The sequence below is a fragment of the Bradyrhizobium iriomotense genome (assembly GCF_030160715.1).
GTDB lineage: Bacteria > Pseudomonadota > Alphaproteobacteria > Rhizobiales > Xanthobacteraceae > Bradyrhizobium > Bradyrhizobium iriomotense.
Genome location: NZ_BSOW01000006.1, coordinates 184212 through 202827, shown reverse-complemented (window position 1 = coordinate 202827; position 18616 = coordinate 184212). Strand labels below are relative to the sequence as shown.

Annotated in this window: 15 protein-coding genes; 14 read left to right on the top strand and 1 reads right to left on the bottom strand. The window is 62.7% G+C overall.

What is annotated here, in order from left to right:
* Nucleotides 1–53 precede the first annotated feature (53 nt).
* A complete protein-coding gene (locus QQL28_RS11080) occupies nucleotides 54–890 on the top strand; it encodes an ABC transporter ATP-binding protein (protein WP_284264751.1) in 837 nt (278 codons plus the stop codon).
* Nucleotides 891–987: 97 nt separating this feature from the next.
* On the opposite strand, the gene QQL28_RS11075 is transcribed toward QQL28_RS11080, so the two are convergent.
* Nucleotides 988–2139: an AGE family epimerase/isomerase gene (locus tag QQL28_RS11075; RefSeq protein ID WP_284264749.1), complete on the bottom strand. Its 1152-nt coding sequence runs from the start codon at nucleotides 2137–2139 to the stop codon at nucleotides 988–990.
* Between the two features lie 84 nt (nucleotides 2140–2223).
* Here QQL28_RS11075 and QQL28_RS11070 point away from each other — a divergent pair, with 84 nt between their 5' ends.
* From QQL28_RS11070 to QQL28_RS11010, 13 genes are all read left to right on the top strand, one after another.
* The gene (locus tag QQL28_RS11070; protein WP_284264747.1) at nucleotides 2224–3447 is read left to right on the top strand and encodes a phenylacetate--CoA ligase family protein; all 1224 of its coding nucleotides are present in this window, start codon (nucleotides 2224–2226) and stop codon (nucleotides 3445–3447) included.
* A gap of 207 nt (nucleotides 3448–3654) precedes the next feature.
* Nucleotides 3655–5037, top strand: coding sequence for a GHMP family kinase ATP-binding protein (locus tag QQL28_RS11065; protein WP_284264746.1), 1383 nt, complete (start codon nucleotides 3655–3657; stop codon nucleotides 5035–5037).
* 13 nt (nucleotides 5038–5050) lie between these two features.
* Complete coding sequence (locus QQL28_RS11060) at nucleotides 5051–6970, top strand: N-acetylneuraminate synthase family protein (protein ID WP_284264744.1); 1920 nt, start codon at nucleotides 5051–5053, stop codon at nucleotides 6968–6970.
* Entirely contained in the window at nucleotides 6970–7659 is a 690-nt protein-coding gene (locus QQL28_RS11055) for an acylneuraminate cytidylyltransferase family protein (protein ID WP_284264742.1), read from the top strand. Before QQL28_RS11060 ends, QQL28_RS11055 begins: the two co-directional genes overlap by 1 nt.
* Nucleotides 7652–8413, top strand: a complete 762-nt coding sequence (locus QQL28_RS11050; RefSeq protein ID WP_284264739.1) for an SDR family oxidoreductase — start codon at nucleotides 7652–7654, stop codon at nucleotides 8411–8413. Before QQL28_RS11055 ends, QQL28_RS11050 begins: the two co-directional genes overlap by 8 nt.
* The gene (locus QQL28_RS11045) at nucleotides 8410–9258 is read left to right on the top strand and encodes a sugar phosphate isomerase/epimerase family protein (RefSeq protein WP_284264737.1); all 849 of its coding nucleotides are present in this window, start codon (nucleotides 8410–8412) and stop codon (nucleotides 9256–9258) included. Before QQL28_RS11050 ends, QQL28_RS11045 begins: the two co-directional genes overlap by 4 nt.
* A complete protein-coding gene (locus QQL28_RS11040) occupies nucleotides 9255–10016 on the top strand; it encodes an SDR family NAD(P)-dependent oxidoreductase (protein WP_284264735.1) in 762 nt (253 codons plus the stop codon). Before QQL28_RS11045 ends, QQL28_RS11040 begins: the two co-directional genes overlap by 4 nt.
* A 14-nt stretch (nucleotides 10017–10030) precedes the next feature.
* Nucleotides 10031–10870: an SDR family oxidoreductase gene (locus tag QQL28_RS11035; protein WP_284264733.1), complete on the top strand. Its 840-nt coding sequence runs from the start codon at nucleotides 10031–10033 to the stop codon at nucleotides 10868–10870.
* A gap of 19 nt (nucleotides 10871–10889) precedes the next feature.
* A complete protein-coding gene (locus QQL28_RS11030; RefSeq protein WP_284264731.1) occupies nucleotides 10890–12617 on the top strand; it encodes a hypothetical protein in 1728 nt (575 codons plus the stop codon).
* A 180-nt stretch (nucleotides 12618–12797) separates the two neighbouring features.
* Nucleotides 12798–15365, top strand: a complete 2568-nt coding sequence (locus tag QQL28_RS11025) for a hypothetical protein (RefSeq protein ID WP_284264729.1) — start codon at nucleotides 12798–12800, stop codon at nucleotides 15363–15365.
* 217 nt (nucleotides 15366–15582) lie between these two features.
* Entirely contained in the window at nucleotides 15583–16236 is a 654-nt protein-coding gene (locus QQL28_RS11020) for a hypothetical protein (RefSeq protein ID WP_284264727.1), read from the top strand.
* Entirely contained in the window at nucleotides 16233–17642 is a 1410-nt protein-coding gene (locus tag QQL28_RS11015; protein WP_284264725.1) for a DUF6418 domain-containing protein, read from the top strand. The genes QQL28_RS11020 and QQL28_RS11015 overlap by 4 nt, the downstream gene beginning before the upstream one ends.
* A gap of 195 nt (nucleotides 17643–17837) precedes the next feature.
* On the top strand, nucleotides 17838–18593 hold the full coding sequence (locus tag QQL28_RS11010; protein WP_284264723.1) for a class I SAM-dependent methyltransferase: 756 nt from the start codon (nucleotides 17838–17840) through the stop codon (nucleotides 18591–18593).
* The last annotated feature ends 23 nt before the right edge of the window (nucleotides 18594–18616 follow it).

Sequence of the window (18616 nt, the reverse complement as noted above, 5' to 3'; positions counted from 1 at the left end):
CCAGTGCGCGATTGCGCACAAGGCGGGTGACGACATCGAGAGAGTAACTGACCATGAGTGACGTGGCTCATATCGAGCGCCCCTCCCCGAGCGTCGTTCCACCGCCGCTGCTCAGCGTGCGCAACATCGAGGTCGTCTACGACGACGTCATCCTGGTGCTGCGGGGCTTGAGCCTCGAGGTGCCGAAGGGCGCGATCGTGGCGCTGCTGGGCGCCAATGGCGCCGGCAAGTCGACGACGCTGAAGGCGATCTCCGGCCTGCTCAAGACCGAGGACGGTGAGGTCACGCGCGGCGAGATCATGTTCGACGGCTCCGCTATCGCCGGCATCGATCCCGACAAGATCGTTCGCCGCGGCATCTTCCAGGTGATGGAGGGCCGGCGCATCGTCGCCGACATGACCTCGCTCGAAAACCTCAAGCTCGGCGCCTTCACCCGCAGCGACCGCGAGGTCGACGCCGATCTCGACATGGTCTTCAACTATTTCCCGCGCCTGAAGGAGCGCACGGGCCTTGCCGGCTATCTCTCGGGCGGCGAGCAGCAGATGCTCGCGATCGGTCGCGCGCTGATGGCGCGCCCGAAGATGATCTTGATGGACGAGCCGTCGATGGGGTTGTCGCCGCTGCTCGTCAAAGAGGTCTTCGCGATCATCAAGAAGATCAATCGCGACCTCGGTGTCACCATCCTGCTGGTCGAGCAGAACGCCCGCGCCGCGCTCTCGGTCGCGAGCCACGGCTACATCATGGAGCAGGGCAAGGTCGTGCTCGACGGCACCGCCGACGAGCTGCGCGACAACGAGGACGTCAAGGAGTTCTACCTCGGCGGCGCCGGCGACCAACGCAAGAGCTTCAAGAACCTCAAGAGCTTCAAGCGGCGCAAGCGCTGGCTGTGAGCATCCAAAGCGTTTTCGAGCGAAGTGGAAACCGGTTCGCGTGAAGAAAACGCGTCAAAACAAATCAGGCTTGGTTCTGGAATCAGAACCGATCCTCCTAGGCCAGCACTTGCTCGGCTTCCGTCACCGCGCAGAGAACATGATAGAACGACGACGCAGGAATGGTCTCGACCAGCGACTTGCCTTCGCGGTCGAACTGATCATACCAGCCGCCCCTCACGGGATGGCTGAGATAGTGCCGTTCCAGCCGCACCAGCGCCGCGCGCGCCTTGTCCGCCGCGCCCGTCTCACCGGATTCGGCCTGCGCGATCCAGGCTTTCGCGATCTCGGTCTGCGGCCACAGCCGCCGCGAATGCCGGCGGATGTTGCCGTCGACGTCGGCCTCATCGATGAGACAGCCCGTCGCGGTGTCGTGACAGCGCACCGCCGTCTCCAGGAGCTCGGCGCGATACCGTGCGGTCGGGCAGCCGGTGATGCGTTCAAAGCCCTTCAACAGCCACACCCATTCGGCCTGGTGCCCGGGCTCGACGCTAACCGGCTCGATTCTGGACCAGTCCTCCTCGAAATATTCGCCGAGCACGCGCTTCTGCTTGTCGTAGAGATTGGCGAGAAACAACGCGAAGAACTCGCCGGCGCGGTTCTGGAACGACAGATCGTGCGTCGCGTCAAAGCACGCGATCATCGACTCGAACAAATGCATGTGCGGATTCTGTCGGCGCGGCATCGCGGGCGGCAGGCTCTCGTGAACTCCGCCATGCGGCGAGCGCAGATGCGCGTCGATAAAGGCGAGCAGCGCGTCGATCTCAGCGCGAACCTGCGCGTCCTTGTCCAGCGCGTAGACGGTCGCAAGCGCAAGCAGGATGAAGGCGTGGTCGTAGGCGTCGCGCTTGCCGTCCAGCACGGTGCCCTCCGGCGTCAGTCGGTGCACATAACCGGGACGGCCGTCCGGCGCCTTGGCGCGCGCCAGCATGTGCTCCATCCCCTTCAGCGCGATCGCACGGCCTTCCGGATACCAGCCCATCTGCGCGGCTTTGGCGTAGCAGTAGATCTGGCGGGCCTGCACGAACACCCGGCGCGGCGCCGCGCGATCCGCCGTGCCATCCTTGTGCAGCCGGTCGATGAAGCCGCCCGAGGCGGCATCCCAGCCCTCGCCCGACCACAACGGCAGCGCCTCGTCGATCATCCGCCGCTTCAACCTGGCGACGACATCGGCGGCCTCCTCCGTCGTGATCCCCTGTTCGTTGGCCATTCCACCTTCTCCAGCTCCGGCTGCCGCCCTGATAGCGACGCGCGCGGGGCGGCGCAACGGATGCGAACCAGTTGAGGACCAGCCATGACCGCCCATTACGACGCCCTTGAGACGCGTGCGCCTGACGAGCGCGAGGCCGAGCTGTTCTCGCGCCTGCCGGGCATCCTGCACCATGCCATGGCCGCACCGGCCTATGCCGAGCGCCTGAAGGGCTTCGAGCCGGCCTCCGTGACCTCACGGGCGGCGCTGGCGCAACTCCCGGTGCTGCGCAAGTCGGAACTGCCGGCCCTGCACAAGGCCTCCCTGCCCTTCGGCGGCTTCGTGGCACATCCGCCCGGGGCATTCGCACGGCTCTTCACCTCGCCCGGACCGATCTTCGAGCCGGAGGGAACCCAGGCCGACCCCTGGCGAGGGGCGCGAGCGTTATTCGCCGCGGGTTTTCGGCCCGGCGACGTCGTGCTCAACACATTCGGCTACCATCTGACCCCCGGCGGCTTCATTTTCGACACCTCCGCGCGGGCGCTTGGCTGCGCGGTGATCCCGGCAGGCCCGGGCAACGCGGAAGCGCAGTTCGAACTGATCGAGGCCTACCGACCGATCGGCTATAGCGGCACGCCGGACTTTCTGAAGATCCTGCTCGATGGCGCCGCAAGCGCGGGGCGCGATGTCTCCTCGATCAGGCGCGCGCTGGTCTCGGGCGCCGCCTTTCCAGCCTCGCTCCAGGACGAGATCAAGGCGCGCGGCATCGACGCCTACCAGGCGTTCGGCACCGCCGATCTCGGCCTCATCGCCTTCGAGACCGAGGCGCGCGAAGGCATGGTCGTCAACGAGGACCTGATCCTGGAGATCGTCAAGCCGGGCACCGGCGATCCCGTTGCGGCGGGAGACGTCGGCGAGATCGTGGTGACCTCGCTCGACCCGCATCATCCCTGGATCCGCCTTGCGCTCGGCGACCTCACCGCGGCGTTGCCGGGCAGAAGCTCCTGCGGCCGCACCAACATGCGCATCAAGGGCTGGATGGGTCGCGCCGACCAGACCACCAAGGTCAAGGGCATGTTCGTCCGCCCCGAGCAGATCGCCGAGATCGGCAAGCGTCATCCCGCGCTCGGCCGCCTGCGCCTCGTCGTCACCCGCGAGCGCGAGACGGATGCGATGACGTTGAAGGCCGAGACGGCGGCGGTCAGCGAGGCGCTCCGCGAGGAGATCGCCGCTACGCTACGCGCGGTGACGAAGCTCGGTGGCAATGTCGAGCTGGTGAGTCCGGGCGCGCTGCCGAACGACGGCAAGGTGATCGCCGACGAGCGCTGACATTCTCTAACAGGCCCCCGGTGCGTGCTACGGGCCACGAGATTCGCATCGGTCTTCAACACGTCACCGCGGCGATTTCGTGAGCTCGATCATATATCTGAGCCTGGCTGACCGGGAACCTTGCATCGCCCCAAGGGCTACCGTATTAGCAGATTAATCCGCGTCCTGGTTGCGACCGCGGAATCGGCCTTTTCCGGACCTTTAGACGTGCTTGAGCGAACTCTCGTCATCATCGCGGAGACCGAGACAATTGAGGAGGCCTTTCGCCGCCTCAACGCGAACATGCTCGGTATCCTGTTTGCGCAGGATGCCGGTGGGAAGATCGTCGGCGCGGTGACGGACGGTGACATCCGCAGGCGGATGTTGACCGGTATCACCATCCACGACAGCGTCGCAGCCTGCGTCAATCGCAACTTCGTCTGGGCGCGTGCCGGCGGACCGCGCGAGCAAATCCTCAAACTGCTCGATCAGCGTGTCCACGTGGTTCCGATCCTCGACGCCGAGGATCGGCTGGTCGACGTGTTCAGCCGCGAGCTGTTCAACCTGTCGGAAGAGAGCGAGGTGTTCGCGCGCGCCCGCTCTCCGGTGCGCATCAGCTTTTCCGGCGGCGGCACGGACCTCACCCACTACTTCGTAGCGAACGACGGCGGCGCGGTCATCAACGCCACGATCAAGATGTACGCCCATGCGACGCTCAGGCGACGCAGCGATGGCCGGATCCGGATCTACTCGCACGACTTCCGCTGCACGGTCGAAGCAGACAGTCTCGCCGAGCTCGGCGCGGGCGGCGATCTCGCCTTGATCAGATCGGTGATCCGCCTGATCAAGCCTACTTACGGCTTCGAGCTCGAGGTCTCCGCCGATTTTCCGGTCGGCTCGGGGCTCGGCGGCTCGGCCGTGGTGTCCTCGGCGATCATCGGCTGCTTCAACGAATTCCGCGGCGACCAGTGGGACCGCCACGAGATCGCGGAGATGGCATTCCAGGCCGAGCGGCTGATGCTGAACATCCCCGGCGGCTGGCAGGATCAATACGCCACCGTGTTCGGCGGCTTCAATCACATGGAGTTCTCGTCAGACCAGAACACCATCGTGCCGCTGCGCCTCGATTCCAACATCATCGCCGAGCTCGAGGAGAGCCTGGTGCTCTGCTACACCGGCTCGGGTCATGACTCCGGCGCAATCCACCGCGACCAGAAGGCGCAGCACGAGACCTCGGATGCAGTCGCCGCCGCCGCCAAGCAGAAGGAAGTGACACGCGAGATTCGCAAGCATCTCCTGCGCGGCCGGCTTCTCGAATGCGGCCGACTGATCGACGAGGCTTGGCACGCCAAGCGCAAGCTGAGTTCCAAGATCTCCTCGAACGAGCTCGACGATATCTATGACTTCGCCAAGTTGCACGGTGCGGTCGGCGGAAAACTGCTAGGTGCCGGCGGCGGCGGTTATTTCATGTTTTTCGTGCGCCCGTTCGAGCGCTACCCGCTGATCTCCGCGCTGGAGCAGAAAGGCCTGCGTTGTGCGCGCATCATGTTCGAGGAGAACGGCCTCAGGACCTGGAAATCGCGCTTCCCGGCCCGGCCGGCCGACGAGTGAGACGAGATTGTTGATGACTTCGCCCCATAAGACCGCCCCGATCCGCATCGGCGACCGCCTGGTCGGCGATGGCGAGCCCTGTTACGTGATCGCCGAGATCGGCAACAACCACAACGGCGATTTCGACCGAGCCATCGCGCTGGTCGATGCTGCGGTCGCGGCCGGCGCGGATTGTGCCAAGTTCCAGATGCGCAAGCTCGACGAGGTCTACCGCGCTTCCTCGCTGTCCGGAAAGGACGACGACCTCGCCGTCGAATACACGCTCGACCTGCTCCGCCGGTTCGAGTTGACAACGGAGCAGCAGAAGAAGATCGCCGACTACTGCGCCTCGAAGGGCATTCAGTATCTCTGCACACCCTGGGACGCCAAGAGCGTCGCGGCGCTCGAAGGCTTTGGCGTTGCTGCCTACAAGGTCGCTTCCGCCGACCTCACCAACCTTCCGCTGCTCGCCAAGCTGACCGCGACCCGCAAGACGCTGATCGTCTCGACCGGCATGAGCACGACGGACGAAATCAGGACCGCGGCGAAATTTCTCGACGACCGCAAGGCGAGCTACGTGCTCCTGCATTGCCAGAGCACCTACCCGGCGGCGCTGCACAACATCCATCTGCGCTTCATGCAGACGCTGCGGGATATCCACCCGATCGTCGGCTACTCAGGGCATGAGCGCGGCACCGCGGTGTCGACGGCAGCGGTGGCACTCGGCGCCGTCGTGATCGAGCGCCACATCACGCTCGACCGCGAGATGGAAGGCCCGGACCATGCTGCAAGCCTGGAGCCGGAGGAATTCAAGGCACTCGTCGCCGGCATCCGCGAGGTGGAAGCGGCGCGCGGCGAGAAGCTTGCCGAGCGTGCGCTCAGCCAGGGCGAATTGATCAACCGCGAGAACCTCGCCAAGAGCCTCGTCGCCGCGCGCGACATCGCGCCCGGCACCGTCATTTCCGACGATGATATTGCCGTGAAGAGCCCGGGCCAGGGTCTGTCGCCGCTGAAAATGCCGGCGCTGATCGGCAAGGTCCTCAAGCGGAAGATGGCCGCGGACGATTATTTCTTTCAGAGCGACCTCGACGAGGGCGCCGCGAAAGCCCGGCGCTACCGCTTCGACCGGCCGTGGGGCGTCCCGGTGCGCTATCACGACACCGAGCGCTTCCTCGAAATCTGCGAGCCCGACATCATCGAGTTCCATCTCAGCTATAGCGACATGGAGCGCGATCCGGCGGCCTATCTGTCCGGCACCTACGATCTCGGCTTCGTCGTGCATGCACCGGAGCTGTTCGCTGGCTCCAAGCTGATGGATCTCGCGACGCCCGACGAGACGCTGCGGCGCTACTCGCTCGAGCAGACACAGGCGGTGATCGACATCACCCGCGGCCTGAAGAAATTCTTTCCGAAGACGAAGCGCCCTCCGATCGTCGCCAATATCGGCGGTTTCACCATGGATGAGCCGCTGCCGCCGGCAGAGAAGGCTGAACGCTACCGCATCTTTGCGCAAAGCCTGAAGGAGCTCGACATGGACGGCGTCGAGCTGACGCCGCAGACCATGGCGCCGTTCCCCTGGCATTTCGGCGGACAGCGTCACCAGAACATCTTCATCTTCCCCGAGGAGTCTGCGGCGTTCTGCGCCAAGCATGATCTGCGGATGTGCGTCGACATCTCCCACACGAAGCTCGCCGCCAATCATTTCGGCTTCGACTTCGTGCAAGGCCTGGCACAGCTCGGCCCGCACACCGCGCATCTGCATTTCGGCGACGCCAAGGGGCTGGACGGCGAAGGCCTCCAGGTCGGCGAAGGCGAGATCGATTTCGATGAGGTCGGCGATGTCCTGCGCAAGCATGCGCCCGGCGCGTCCTTCATTCCGGAAATCTGGCAGGGCCACAAGAACATGGGCGAAGGCTTCTGGACGGCGCTCGAGCGGCTTGAGGGGCACATCTGATGGCGCGCAAGACGCTGGCCGTGATCGCCGCACGTGGCGGTTCCAAGGGCATTCCGCACAAGAACCTGCTCGATCTCTGCGGCAAGCCGCTGATCGCCTGGACAGTCGAGCAGGCGCGCGCGGCGCGCGGCGTCGACGTGGTGGCGGTGTCCTCCGACAGCGACACGATTTTGGCCGCAGCCGAAGCGGCCGGCGCCGTCGGCGTGCGCCGCCCAGACGACATCTCCGGCGATCTCGCCTCGTCCGAATCCGCCTGGCTGCACGCGCTCGACGCGATCGACGAGCGCATGGGCCGCTTCGAGCGCATCGTCGCGCTCCAGGCGACCTCTCCGATCCGCGAGGCCCGCGATATCGAAGAGGCGCTTGATACCTTCGAGCGGGAAGAGCTCGACAGCCTGCTCTCGGTCTGCGAGGTCGAGGACTATTTCAACTGGCGGATCGGCACGGGCGGACCAGAGCCGATCAACTACGACTTCCGCAACCGCCGCATGCGGCAGCAGATCGAGAAGCGCTATCTCGAAAACGGCTCGTTCTACGTCCTGATCCCCTCGCTCCTGCGCGAGCAGAACAACCGCCTGGGCGGCAAGATCGGCTTTCACGTGATGGAGCGTCACAAGATGTTCCAGATCGACCGACCCGAGGACGTCAAGCTCTGCGCCGCGATCATTCAGGCTTACGGCTATGCCTGACCTCAGCGCCTTCTCGCTTGCCGGCAAGATCGCGGTCGTCACCGGCGCCTCGCGCGGTATCGGAGCTGCGATCGCGGCCGGCCTGAAGGATGCCGGCGCCGACGTCTTCGGGCTCAGCCGCTCCGGCACCGCGCCGCAGGGCGTGACGCCGATCGCCTGCGATCTCGCCGACGATGCCGCGATCGCGCATGCGTTCGGCAACGTCAGCGCGCAGCACGGACGGCTCGACGTGCTGGTCAACGCGGCCGGCATCAGCCTTCCCGCCCAAAGCGCCGAGAGCGAGCTCGCGCGCTTCCGCAGCACGGTCGCGACCGATCTCACCGGCGTCTATGCGACCATCCTCGCCGCCCATCCGCTGATGAAGACGGCCGGCGGCTCGATCATCAATGTCACCAGTATCAACTCAGTGCGCGGCTTCCCGGGCAATCCCGGCTATGTCGCAGCGAAGGCGGGCCTCGCCGGGCTGACGCGCGCGCTTGCCGCCGACTTCGCTGCCGACGGCATTCGCGTCAATGCGCTGGCGCCCGGCTATGTCGCGACCGAGATGACCGCAAAGAGCTTTGCCGATCCGGCGATGCATGAAGACCGGCGCCGCCACACCATGCTCGGGCGCTGGGGCGAGCCTGCCGACATGGTCGGCGCCGCCGTTTTCCTGGCATCGCAAGCATCATGCTATGTGACCGGCCAGGAACTCTTCGTCGACGGCGGCTGGACCACCAAAGGCCTCGCCATCAGCTCGGACAGGAAACCGTGACCGCAACGCTCGAACGCATCGGCTTCATGCAAGGCAGGCTGTCGGCGCTGGTCGACGGCAAGATCCAGGCGTTCCCCTGGGACGAATGGCGCGAGGAATTTTCGCGCGCGAAGGCGCTTGGCCTCACGCGGATGGAATGGACCATCGACCAGGAGCGGTTGCGCGAAAATCCACTGATGACCGCACAGGGTCAGAACGAGATCATCGCGCTGTCGCGCGAGAACGGCGTGCGCATTCCGAGCCTGACGGGCGACTGCTTCATGCAGGCGCCGTTCTGGAAGGTCGACGCCGTCGTGCGCGACGCGCTCGTTGCCGACCTCGACCTCCTGCTCGCCGCCTGTAGCCGGCTCGGCATCGAATTCGTCGTGATTCCGCTGGTCGACAACGGCAAGATCGAGCGCGAGAGCGAGAGCGATACGCTCAAGCGGGTGCTGCTCGCCCGCCGCGAGGCGCTCACGACGCAGAACGTCAAGATCGTCTTCGAATCCGATCTGCCGCCGCGCGAGCTCGCCCGCTTCATGGAGGCCTTTCCGGCCGAAATGTTTGGCATCAATTACGACAGCGGCAACAGCGCCTCGCTCGGCTATGACAGCGACGAGGAGATCGCGGCCTACGCGCCGCGCATTCTCAACGTGCATGTGAAGGATCGCATTCGCGGCGGCACGACGGTGCCGCTCGGCACGGGGAGCGCAGACCTCGCCAAGACGATCCGGCTGATTGAGCGCTCCGGCTACAAGGGCCAATACATCCTGCAGACCGCACGCGCCGCCGATGGCGACCACGCCGGCGCCCTTGCCAGGTATCGCGACATGACCGTGGGCTGGATCGAGGACGCCGCGCGATGAAGCTCGAGCTCGAGAACCGCGTCGCGCTCGTCACCGGCGCCAGCCGGGGGATCGGGCTTGCGATCGCGACGACGCTCGCGTCCGAAGGCACAAAAGTAGCGCTTGCCGCGCGCGGGGCGGACGCGCTGCATGCGGCCCGCGCGACGATTAGCGGCAACACTTCGATTCATGTGGCGGACGTCACCGATCCGGCCGCCGCAAGCGCACTGGCCCAGGATGTCGAAAAGCAATGGGGCCAGATCGACATCCTCGTCTGCAACGTCGGCAACGGCACTTCCGTTCCGCCCGGCAAGGAAACCGCGGCGGAATGGTCGCGGGTGATGGACCTCAATCTGTTCGCCGCGACCAACATGATCGAAGCCGCGCGTCCGTTGATGGCGCGCGGCAGCGGCGACCGCGCCATCATCTGCATCTCCTCGATCGCCGGCATGGCTGCAATCGGTGCGCCCGTCACCTACTATGCCGCAAAGGCTGCGCTGAACGCGACGGTGCGCGGGCTGGCACGGCCACTCGCGCTCGAAGGCATCCGCATCAACGCCGTGGCGCCCGGCAATATTCTCGCCGCTGACGGAACCTGGGCGCACAAGATCGCCGAAAACGAGCAAGCCGTCGACGACATGCTCCAACGCGAGGTGGCACTGCGCCGGCTCGGCAGACCCGAGGAGGTCGCAGACCTCGTCGCCTTTCTCGCCTCGCCGCGTGCCGCCTTCATCACCGGCAGCGTGATGGTGGCCGATGGCGGCCAGTTGCGGAGCTGAACAGGAGCATTTTCATGGCAAGCCCCTCCTCCCGCTACGACCTGACCGGACGGACGGCGCTCGTGACCGGCGCCGGTGGACTGCTCGGCAAGCAGCACGTCGCAGCACTTGCGGAAGCAGGCGCACGCGTTGTCGTCACCGACGTCGGCCTGGGGCAGGCTGAAGCCGCCATCGCGGCACTGAAGCAGAACATGCCCGAGGTCGATCTGATTGCGGCCGAGATCAACGTCACGTCGCAGGATTCGGTGCGCGCCGCGCACGAACAGCTTGCGGGCCGCGGCATCACCGTCGACATCCTCGTCAACAACGCCGCGATCGATCCGAAGGTGACGTCGGCGCCTGGCGTGATGCACTCCTCGCGCTTCGAGGCATTTCCGGTGCCGCAATGGCAAACCGAAATCGCCGTCGGTCTCACCGGCGCGATGCTGTGCGCCCAGGTCTTCGGCGGCGAGATGGCCCGGCGCGGTCGCGGCGTGATCCTCAACATCGCCTCCGATCTCGGCGTGATCGCGCCGGACCAGCGGCTCTATCGCCAGCCCGGCGTCACGCGCGAGGAGGAGCAGCCGGTCAAGCCTGTGACCTACTCCGTGATCAAGCACGGCCTGATCGGATTGACGAAATACCTTGCGACCTACTGGGCCGACCACGGCGTCCGCGTCAACGCAATCTCGCCCGGAGGCGTCTTCAACAACCAGGATCCAGCCTTCGTCGAACGGCTTACGCGCCTGATCCCGATGGGTCGCATGGCCGACGTCGACGAGTATCGTGCGGCCGTGCAGTTTCTCTGCTCGGACGCATCGAGCTACATGACCGGGCAGAACCTGGTGATGGACGGCGGCAGGAGCGTGTGGTAGGCGGCCGCATGAGGGCAAAATGCAATGTTCGCTTGAGGGGGCCGCGGCGGAACCAGAACAAGCGGGGCGGCTCGGTTTGACGGGCACATCGTCTCACCCTGATCAAAGCCTCGTCGATCAAAAGGGGCTCCCCCGGCGAGACGTCATCCTGCTCTTATGCGCCCTCGCATTTGCGCACGCGCCGATCCTCATCAACAATGGCTTGATCGCAGATGACTGGCTGATTTTTCGGATCAAGCCGGGCTACCCGGCACAAATCGATTTCATGCTCCACGGCGCCGGCCATCCGATCGTGTACGTCTACTGCGCACTGGCGAATCTCTCTGGCCATCCGATCGCCTTCATGAAAACGATGGCGATCATCGGAGTAGCGATTGGTGCAATCAATCTCAGGGCCTTCCTGGGACGCCTGCGCGTCTTTTCCGATTTCGAGGCGCAGTTTTTGACGCTCCTGGTCTGGACCTATGCTGGCTTTCAGGTTTGGACGGCCAAGTTGCTCGCGACCTATATCTTTAGCCTGGCGCTGGTATTCCTTGGCTTGAATTTGTTTGCCGCGATCGCAGCCTCGAAGAGTCCACCGATCTGGTGGAGACCACTGAGCCTCATCGCCCTATTTTGCAGCTTCGCCATCAATTCAATGATGGTGGTCTATCTCATCGGCTTGCTTGCGGTCTTGTTTGCGTCGCCGCTTGGCGATCGCCGTCGCCTCGCCTCACTTCCCCTGCTGAAACGCTGGGTGGACTTCCTGGCGCTGCCCTTTGTTTACTGGTTTTCGACCAGGCTCCTGTTTCCCAGGTCAGGTCCGTATGCCGAATATTACCGAGCACGTATTCCCGACCTTGACACAACTCTGGCAGCGGCCGGCCAATTTGTCGAACAGGGAACATATCGCCTTCTGGAGCAGGCAACGACGCTCGCAAGCGAGACTCATCGTCTGTTCGCCATCGTTGCGCTCGCCGGGCTCGCGTTCGTCGCCCTTTCATTCCGGGTCGAGCGCACAGGGCTATCTTGGCGAGACGGCCTGATTTCGGCAGCTTGGCTCATGGTCGCCGGTCTCACGACCTTTGCGGTGCTCCTGCTCCCTTATATTGCCATTGGCGCGGTACCGACCGGCCACTTCTACGAATCACGACATCTCCTGCTATTCGGAATTCCACTTGGCCTGCTGGCGGTCTCTGTGCTCCGTATTCTGCGTTCGGTCCCCGGAACGACGCCATTTGCGCTCACTGCCGTCGTCCTCCTTCTGACCGTGAACCTCTGTTCCCTCTGGGATGGCTATTTCCACCAGCAGGCGAGGTGGCTCCGGCAAAATGCGCTGATTCATGGCCTGCAGCGCGCCTATCGCGAGCCACCCGCTGCCGTGTTCAACCTGATCGACTACTTCCTCGAACATCCCACCCACACTTGGTTTGGCATGAGCGAAGTGACAGGCATCCTGCATGCGGCATGGGACAACAGACCGCTGCTGGGGTTCCTGGCCCGCAACGAGCCGGCGACGATCCTTCAAGACGTGGACAAGATGAAAAAAATGCCCGGGAGCGCTTTCAGCAACGTCGATCCGTGGGGTCTCCAGGCGCGGATCGAGCTGATTCCGCGAGAACCAGTGTTGACCAACTACCGGCTGTCCCTTCAATACTATCGCTGCCTGGTTTCCTTCTGCGAGACCGGCAAACTGACTGACGCCCTCGCCGAGACGAGAGTCCAGGTGGGACCTATCCCCCGCGTCCTCGGGCCCAAACTGGACTAGCATGATCGACTTCGGCCCAAATCGTTCGGCCTGTTCCCCGACCTGCGGACAAAATCGGGGGCTACGTTGATGCGAGCAATCGAAGTCCATTTGCCAACTGAGCATCATTGGCGGTTGCCATGAGCGGCCGCACTTTCAACTTCTCACTGATTGCTTCCAGTGCCATTGGGGCGGTCTGACATGTGGTTACACACGGTTGGCCTGACACTACTTCTTTTCATCATTTCGACCGGCTTTGGACTTTTCATCTTGATGCTGGCATCAAACCGGCTGATCGAAGCGTCCCGCCTAAGTCGTCTTGAGACGCTGATCCTGGGGTTTACGATCGGCGCGCCGGGATCAGGAACCTTTCTGCAACTGTTCTGCGTCGTTGAGCGCAACCTCAAAGTCGATCTCGCGGTACTGTCGCTGACCTCTCTCGTGGGCTTCATTGCCACGCACAGGCTGTGGCGGCCGCGTCGGCAAGACCTGCGGGAAATTGCGCTCTGGACCGCCATCGCGGTACCGTTCGCGACGATGACGTGGTGGTGCTCGTTCGGCGCCTTCTCGAACTTCCCTTTCACCGACATTGGCGCCGACGTCCACTGGATGAAGATCGCCCAGGAGTTCGCCGACACTGGCGTGCTCAATCCCTACGCAAATCAGACCTATTCGGACCTCCGCGCGGCCCTTGCAGGCCTCCTGTCCGGGACGTTCGGCCTTGACCTGGTGCAATTCCACTGGACCTATCGCTACCTCTCGTCTCTCTGCCTCGGGATCTTTTTCTACGCCGTTGCCAGCAGCCTATTCGTCGACTCCAACCGCAAGTGGTTTGCTGTCTTCTTTGCGATCAGCACAAACACGCTCGGAATCTTGACCAACGGCAGCCTCGCGCTGGCCAGCAGCCTCGTATTCCTGACGACCCTCATGAGGACTGCGCGGCCGGCGGAGATCCGTCGAATCTTCCCGTCATCGACTATTGCTCCCGCTATGGCTGCCTTCGCTGGCGCTGTAGTCGCCTTTCTCCTGAACAACAACGCACTGTTGCTGGCGACCTTGCCGGTGCTCTTCCTCTGCCTCAATGCGCTTTGTCGGCTGGGCAGAGACATGGGGCAAAGGATTGCGCCGATTCTGCTCGTGAGTGCAGCGTGGCCCATGGCCCTGATATTCGTCCACCGAAGTTCGTATCTGTTCGTGCTGATCGCGATCGCGAGTTGGCTCCTTTACCTCGTGGTGTTGAAGGTCGTCTCGCAACCCGCCCCCCGTCGACTGAAGTCCCTGTGGGTCGCTAGCCTTCTGCTTCCGTCGCTGTGCGTTCTTATTCTGCTCTACGTCGCAGCGGCGCGGGTCGGATTCGTTCCCAAGGTGAGCGCCAACGGACTGTTCTCTCTCGTCACCCAAGTGTTGCTCGGCCGGGCGATGAGCGAGGGCGACGAGATTATGCTCGGCGCCGGACCGGAGGTTGCGGCAATTGAGTTCGGTCGCGCGATCGGCCCCTTGTTCGCAGTTATGATCGGCGTGATGTACCTGTGGTGGAGCCTGAAGAATCCACCGAGCCGGATTATTCGAACGGCTGCCGATCCGGACCAAAGCGGCTCTATCGCGCGTCTACTATGGTCGTGGGTTGCAGCGTGCGGCTTCAGCCTCGCTGTGCTGTCCGGCTTCCCCTTCATGTACCGCATCCTCTTTTTCGTCCTGGAGCTCTTTACGATCGCGACGACGGAGATCTTCTGCCAACTGCTTATCGACTCGGCCCCGTCGCGGGTCGGACGATTGCGACTCGTCAGCGGTCTTGCGTTGATCCTGATCGCCGCTCTCACCATCGGCGTCTATTCGTTCAGCTGGTGGCCTGATCTGCCGTATAGCGCTTATCAGATCATGTTGCGGCCGGCGCAGATGGGTGCGCTCGCCGTGACCGCGCTTTGCGCGGCACTGACACTTTCGGGCCGGCGGCGGGTGCAAATCCTGGCTGCCGCGACGGTTATCGGCCTCAGTGTTGCGATGGATCGGTCCGCGATCATGAACCTGTTCAGGGTGTACAGCTATGGCCGGCCTCCAGATGGCGCGGCCATCATAACGCATTACGATGCCAGCGACCTCGCCACCGATCGCTGGCTGCATGACAATTTGCCGAACTCCGTCGTCGTGACCGATCCCCTCACACTGGCCATGGCAAAGGCCGTCGGCGGACTGCCTGGCCTCTATCTGTTTTCCAATCTGGATACGGTTCACCCGATCATCGCCAACGACGTCAAGGAAATCATCGCGGCGATCGTGCGGCCGGAGCAAGATAAGAATCGCACAGCCATGAGAACCTGCGCGACCATGGCGCCCTTGCTGTCCAACCTCAATCTCGAGGCACGCGCTCAGATGGGCACCTGGGGCTTGAAGGAAGGCATGCTGAAGTCGGTCAGGCCTAGCCAGCAGCTGCCAATCGAGCCGTTGAAGAAGGAGATAAGCCCGCTGGAGCCGAGCACACAGGAGGAGACGGGCTCTGCAGCGCCACAATCTGAACGTGAAAATCTCATAAACAACGCGAATAACGTGCTGCAGACACCACACGGCCAATGGAACTTGATTGCCATCATCAATCCCCGCACCATGTCCTGGTTGCAGCTCAGCGGGGGACAGAGGCTTTCGTACTTTCCGATCAACGCTCCCCTTGACCCGGAAGTCCTGAACGGACTTAGGCGAGGCCCCTTTATGTTGCCGTTCTCCGATGGCCAAAATGTTGTCGTCGTGATCAGCTGTACCGACCTTCAACGCTAAATTGCTTGCTACCAAGACTGGCTATGCATATTTGGCGGACCTCAATGTTGCTCAGTGCGTGTCGAGTATGAAAAATTTGACTATCAGTCGGAAGCTGATGCTACTCGGCGTTTTCAGCTTGCTCGCGGCAGCCGCGGTGTGGCTTCTCTGCAAGCCAGATCCTCCGGTCTGGCGCGCAAGGACGGTTTTTCACATTGGTTCGACGGTGAATCGAATCTTGCTGATCGAAGGCTCACAAAATCCACAGAGCACGATCGAGCGGTATACGTCGGTGGTGGGTCTGATCTCGTCGGCAGCATTCCGTCAGACCGTCGTGGGCGCGAGCAAGTTTGAGACGGACACCGCTGCGATATCGAAGCTCCTTGTCTTCGACACTCTCAGGGCGAATGCCATCAACGACTTCGATATCGCCATCGAGTTCGTCGCGGGATCGTCACAGGACTGTCTCGCGGCTTACCGCGTCATCTCAGACCAGATCGAGCAGCGGCACGCACGCATGCTCGAGCAAGACGTCAAGCTGCTGCAGATAACCATCGACGAATATCGCGAGCGCTCGAACCAGCTGCAGAAATGGGAAGACGCTAGACTGCGCGTCATCCATGATACGGTGCCCGATCCGGAGGTTTTGAAGACGGACCTTGGAGCGATCTGGAATCAGACGAGAGAGAACCTGCGGAAACTTGAGGCGACCCAGGCGCTCGTTGCCCCCACCCGCTTCCCGCCAGCATCGGAAGTCTTTTCGAATGGTCCACTCACCGGCAACACGGTACGGCTGTCGGCGCTGTCCGGCCTCGGCATCCTCGTCGGCGTCATCCTGATCGGGCTCATCCTGGAGCACGTCACGAGCGAACGCCGGAACCCCAAGCCATGATCTCGGCAGGCGAACAGGCCGCAGTCCTTCTTTGCGGGGGCTCCTTCTTCGTCTTTCTCTTTTATCTTGCCGGCCGCCGACCGGTCATTTTCGTCTGTTTCTTCTTTATCATTTTCACGCTCGCATGGCGCATGGCGGCCACGATGTTCATCGATCTGGAAGGGCCCGTCTATTCCTCACAGCTCGTGCGAACCGTCGGCCCCGGAACGGCGACAGTTGTCCACGCGATCGCGTATTTGGTGACTCTGGCTCCTTTTCTGTATTTCTTCCGGCGAAGCGCCGTGGAGGCGTGGTGCGCCGATGTCCGCCAAGACGCGGCTCAGCCCGGAGAGATCACGCTAGCCGACCTGACCTTCGCGGCGTCGCTGATCCTGCTGGGCTTTCTCTATTTCGATCTCGTGCGACGAGGAACGATACCATTCTTCAGCAAGATCGAACGTTTCAATTATGCCGGCGGCGTCGCCCATCGCTGGCTGTTCCGATACGGAAATTTGGTCACGTTTTGGTGGGGATTGATGTTCGCTACCGGGTATTTGCGGCGGCGACGCGTCGACTGGCGTATGCTGATCCTTCTCGGCGTGCTCGCGGTCTACGCATTCCTGACCGGCAATAGGTTCTCAGCCTATTACAGCTATCTTAGCTATTTCATTGCACCCTGGGCCGCGGTCGTTGCTCATCAACTGACAAACCAGAGCAAACCTTTCGCCTGGATCGGACGAAGTCTTGCTTCGAGCAAATCGCGACTTGCAGCATCCTGCATCGCGATCATACTCGGCGGCGTCGTTCTTTATGCAATCTATAACAACCTGGCCAACGTTCGCGGCTACCAGCAGAGCGAAATCTGGCATCAGGCGTTCGAACGCGTCCTCATACAGCCGAGCGAGGTCGGTTGGGACTCGTTCGAACGCATATTTCAACGCGGACACGCTGACTCGCCGGCGGTGTTTCGCTTCCTCTTCGAGGAACCCATCGAGCCGAGCCGCAACACCTCGATTCAGTATCTGATGTTCGCATCCATCGGCGAGCCGCGCGCGTCCGATCAGATTCGAGGAGGCTTTCAATTCGCTGGTGGCTTTCCCGAAATTTTCTTTGAGTTGTTCGGGCCCTATCTCGCCTGGCCCTTCCTATTCGGGGCGGGTTGCATCACGGCTGCTCTGTCGGCTGTCATGGTTCGAGGAACATTGCGCGGAGACTATGCCTCCACTTTTCTTGCGCTCTACCTGCTGTTCGGCTTTCACATCATGTACATCGGGGGCATGCTCAATTTCGTGACCGTCCAATCCTATTGGATCAAGATTGGGCTATTCTCGCTCGCCCTATTTCTCGAAGAAACGCTGGCCCGCCGCGGGCTGCAACTGCTTCCCTTCGGACTGCTCCGGGTCAGACAGGTCCGGAACCGGGGTTGATGGGCCTGGAGACCGCGAAGAGACGACAAACCGCGCGAGGACCAGCCTTCTTGCTACCTCAAAGCCTAGCTTCGCACGTCTTGCAACTGGCGTTAAGTGTCGGTAAGAGACCGGGAAACGGGCAACCAGGTCGACAGGATGAACACGACGGCAAATAGTGCTGGGGCCGCGGTGAGCGCGTCGCGCGGGCGAAAGTTGCGTGATTTCGTTGGCCGATTTCTGGTCCCGCGATCGCCGGTGTTGCTGTCGCCCTGGCGCTACTTTATGCTCCTGCCGCCGGTTTTTGCGTTGCGGTTCCATTCCAGGCGACTCTACTGGCGACTCACCGGCCACACGCTCAAACAGCTCGTCAAGGGTGACGGCGTTGAAAGTGGCTTCGTTGCCGAGCAGGTCCTGCCGTACAACCTCGGCAACATCAATATCATCAATCGCGGGCGAACCGAGCGCGTCATCGCTCTGCTTCGCTCCATCAGAGGAGTGAAGCTTCGCGCACTGGATACGCTGGTCGTTGGCCCTCGCAACGAGGCCGAGCTGATGCTGCTCGTCTCCTATGGGTTCGATCCGGCGAAACTGACGGCGATTGATCTGTTTTCCTATTCTCCGGCCGTGCGCCTGATGGACATGCACGATCTGAAGTTCAGCGACGACCAGTTCGGTGCCGTCTACAGCGCTTTCGTGATCACCTACAGCGACGACATTCCAAAGGCGGTCGCCGAAACAATCCGTGTCGCGAAGGATGGCGCCCTGATCATCTTCGCTTTTGAGCACCTCGCCCAGGGCGCCGGCAACCGCTTTGGCAAGAACAATCTCGGCAATGGCCCGGACGACCTGATTGCGCTGTTCGGCATCAATGTCGGCCACGTGTTCTGGAAGGAGGATTTCGAAAGCGAGGGTCGTTTCACGTCCTCCGTCGTCTTCCGCCTGACCAAACGCAGCGGCGGCGCGCACTAAATACAAGGGGGAGATCAAGAATG

Coding starts and splice junctions, on each gene's coding strand:
- QQL28_RS11025 (WP_284264729.1), top strand. CDS start 12,798: ATGTGGTTACACACGGTTGGCCTGACACTACTTCTTTTCATCATTTCG.
- QQL28_RS11035 (WP_284264733.1), top strand. CDS start 10,031: ATGGCAAGCCCCTCCTCCCGCTACGACCTGACCGGACGGACGGCGCTC.
- QQL28_RS11050 (WP_284264739.1), top strand. CDS start 7,652: ATGCCTGACCTCAGCGCCTTCTCGCTTGCCGGCAAGATCGCGGTCGTC.
- QQL28_RS11055 (WP_284264742.1), top strand. CDS start 6,970: ATGGCGCGCAAGACGCTGGCCGTGATCGCCGCACGTGGCGGTTCCAAG.
- QQL28_RS11070 (WP_284264747.1), top strand. CDS start 2,224: ATGACCGCCCATTACGACGCCCTTGAGACGCGTGCGCCTGACGAGCGC.
- QQL28_RS11040 (WP_284264735.1), top strand. CDS start 9,255: ATGAAGCTCGAGCTCGAGAACCGCGTCGCGCTCGTCACCGGCGCCAGC.
- QQL28_RS11080 (WP_284264751.1), top strand. CDS start 54: ATGAGTGACGTGGCTCATATCGAGCGCCCCTCCCCGAGCGTCGTTCCA.
- QQL28_RS11060 (WP_284264744.1), top strand. CDS start 5,051: ATGACTTCGCCCCATAAGACCGCCCCGATCCGCATCGGCGACCGCCTG.
- QQL28_RS11030 (WP_284264731.1), top strand. CDS start 10,890: ATGCAATGTTCGCTTGAGGGGGCCGCGGCGGAACCAGAACAAGCGGGG.
- QQL28_RS11015 (WP_284264725.1), top strand. CDS start 16,233: ATGATCTCGGCAGGCGAACAGGCCGCAGTCCTTCTTTGCGGGGGCTCC.
- QQL28_RS11075 (WP_284264749.1), bottom strand. CDS start 2,139: ATGGCCAACGAACAGGGGATCACGACGGAGGAGGCCGCCGATGTCGTC.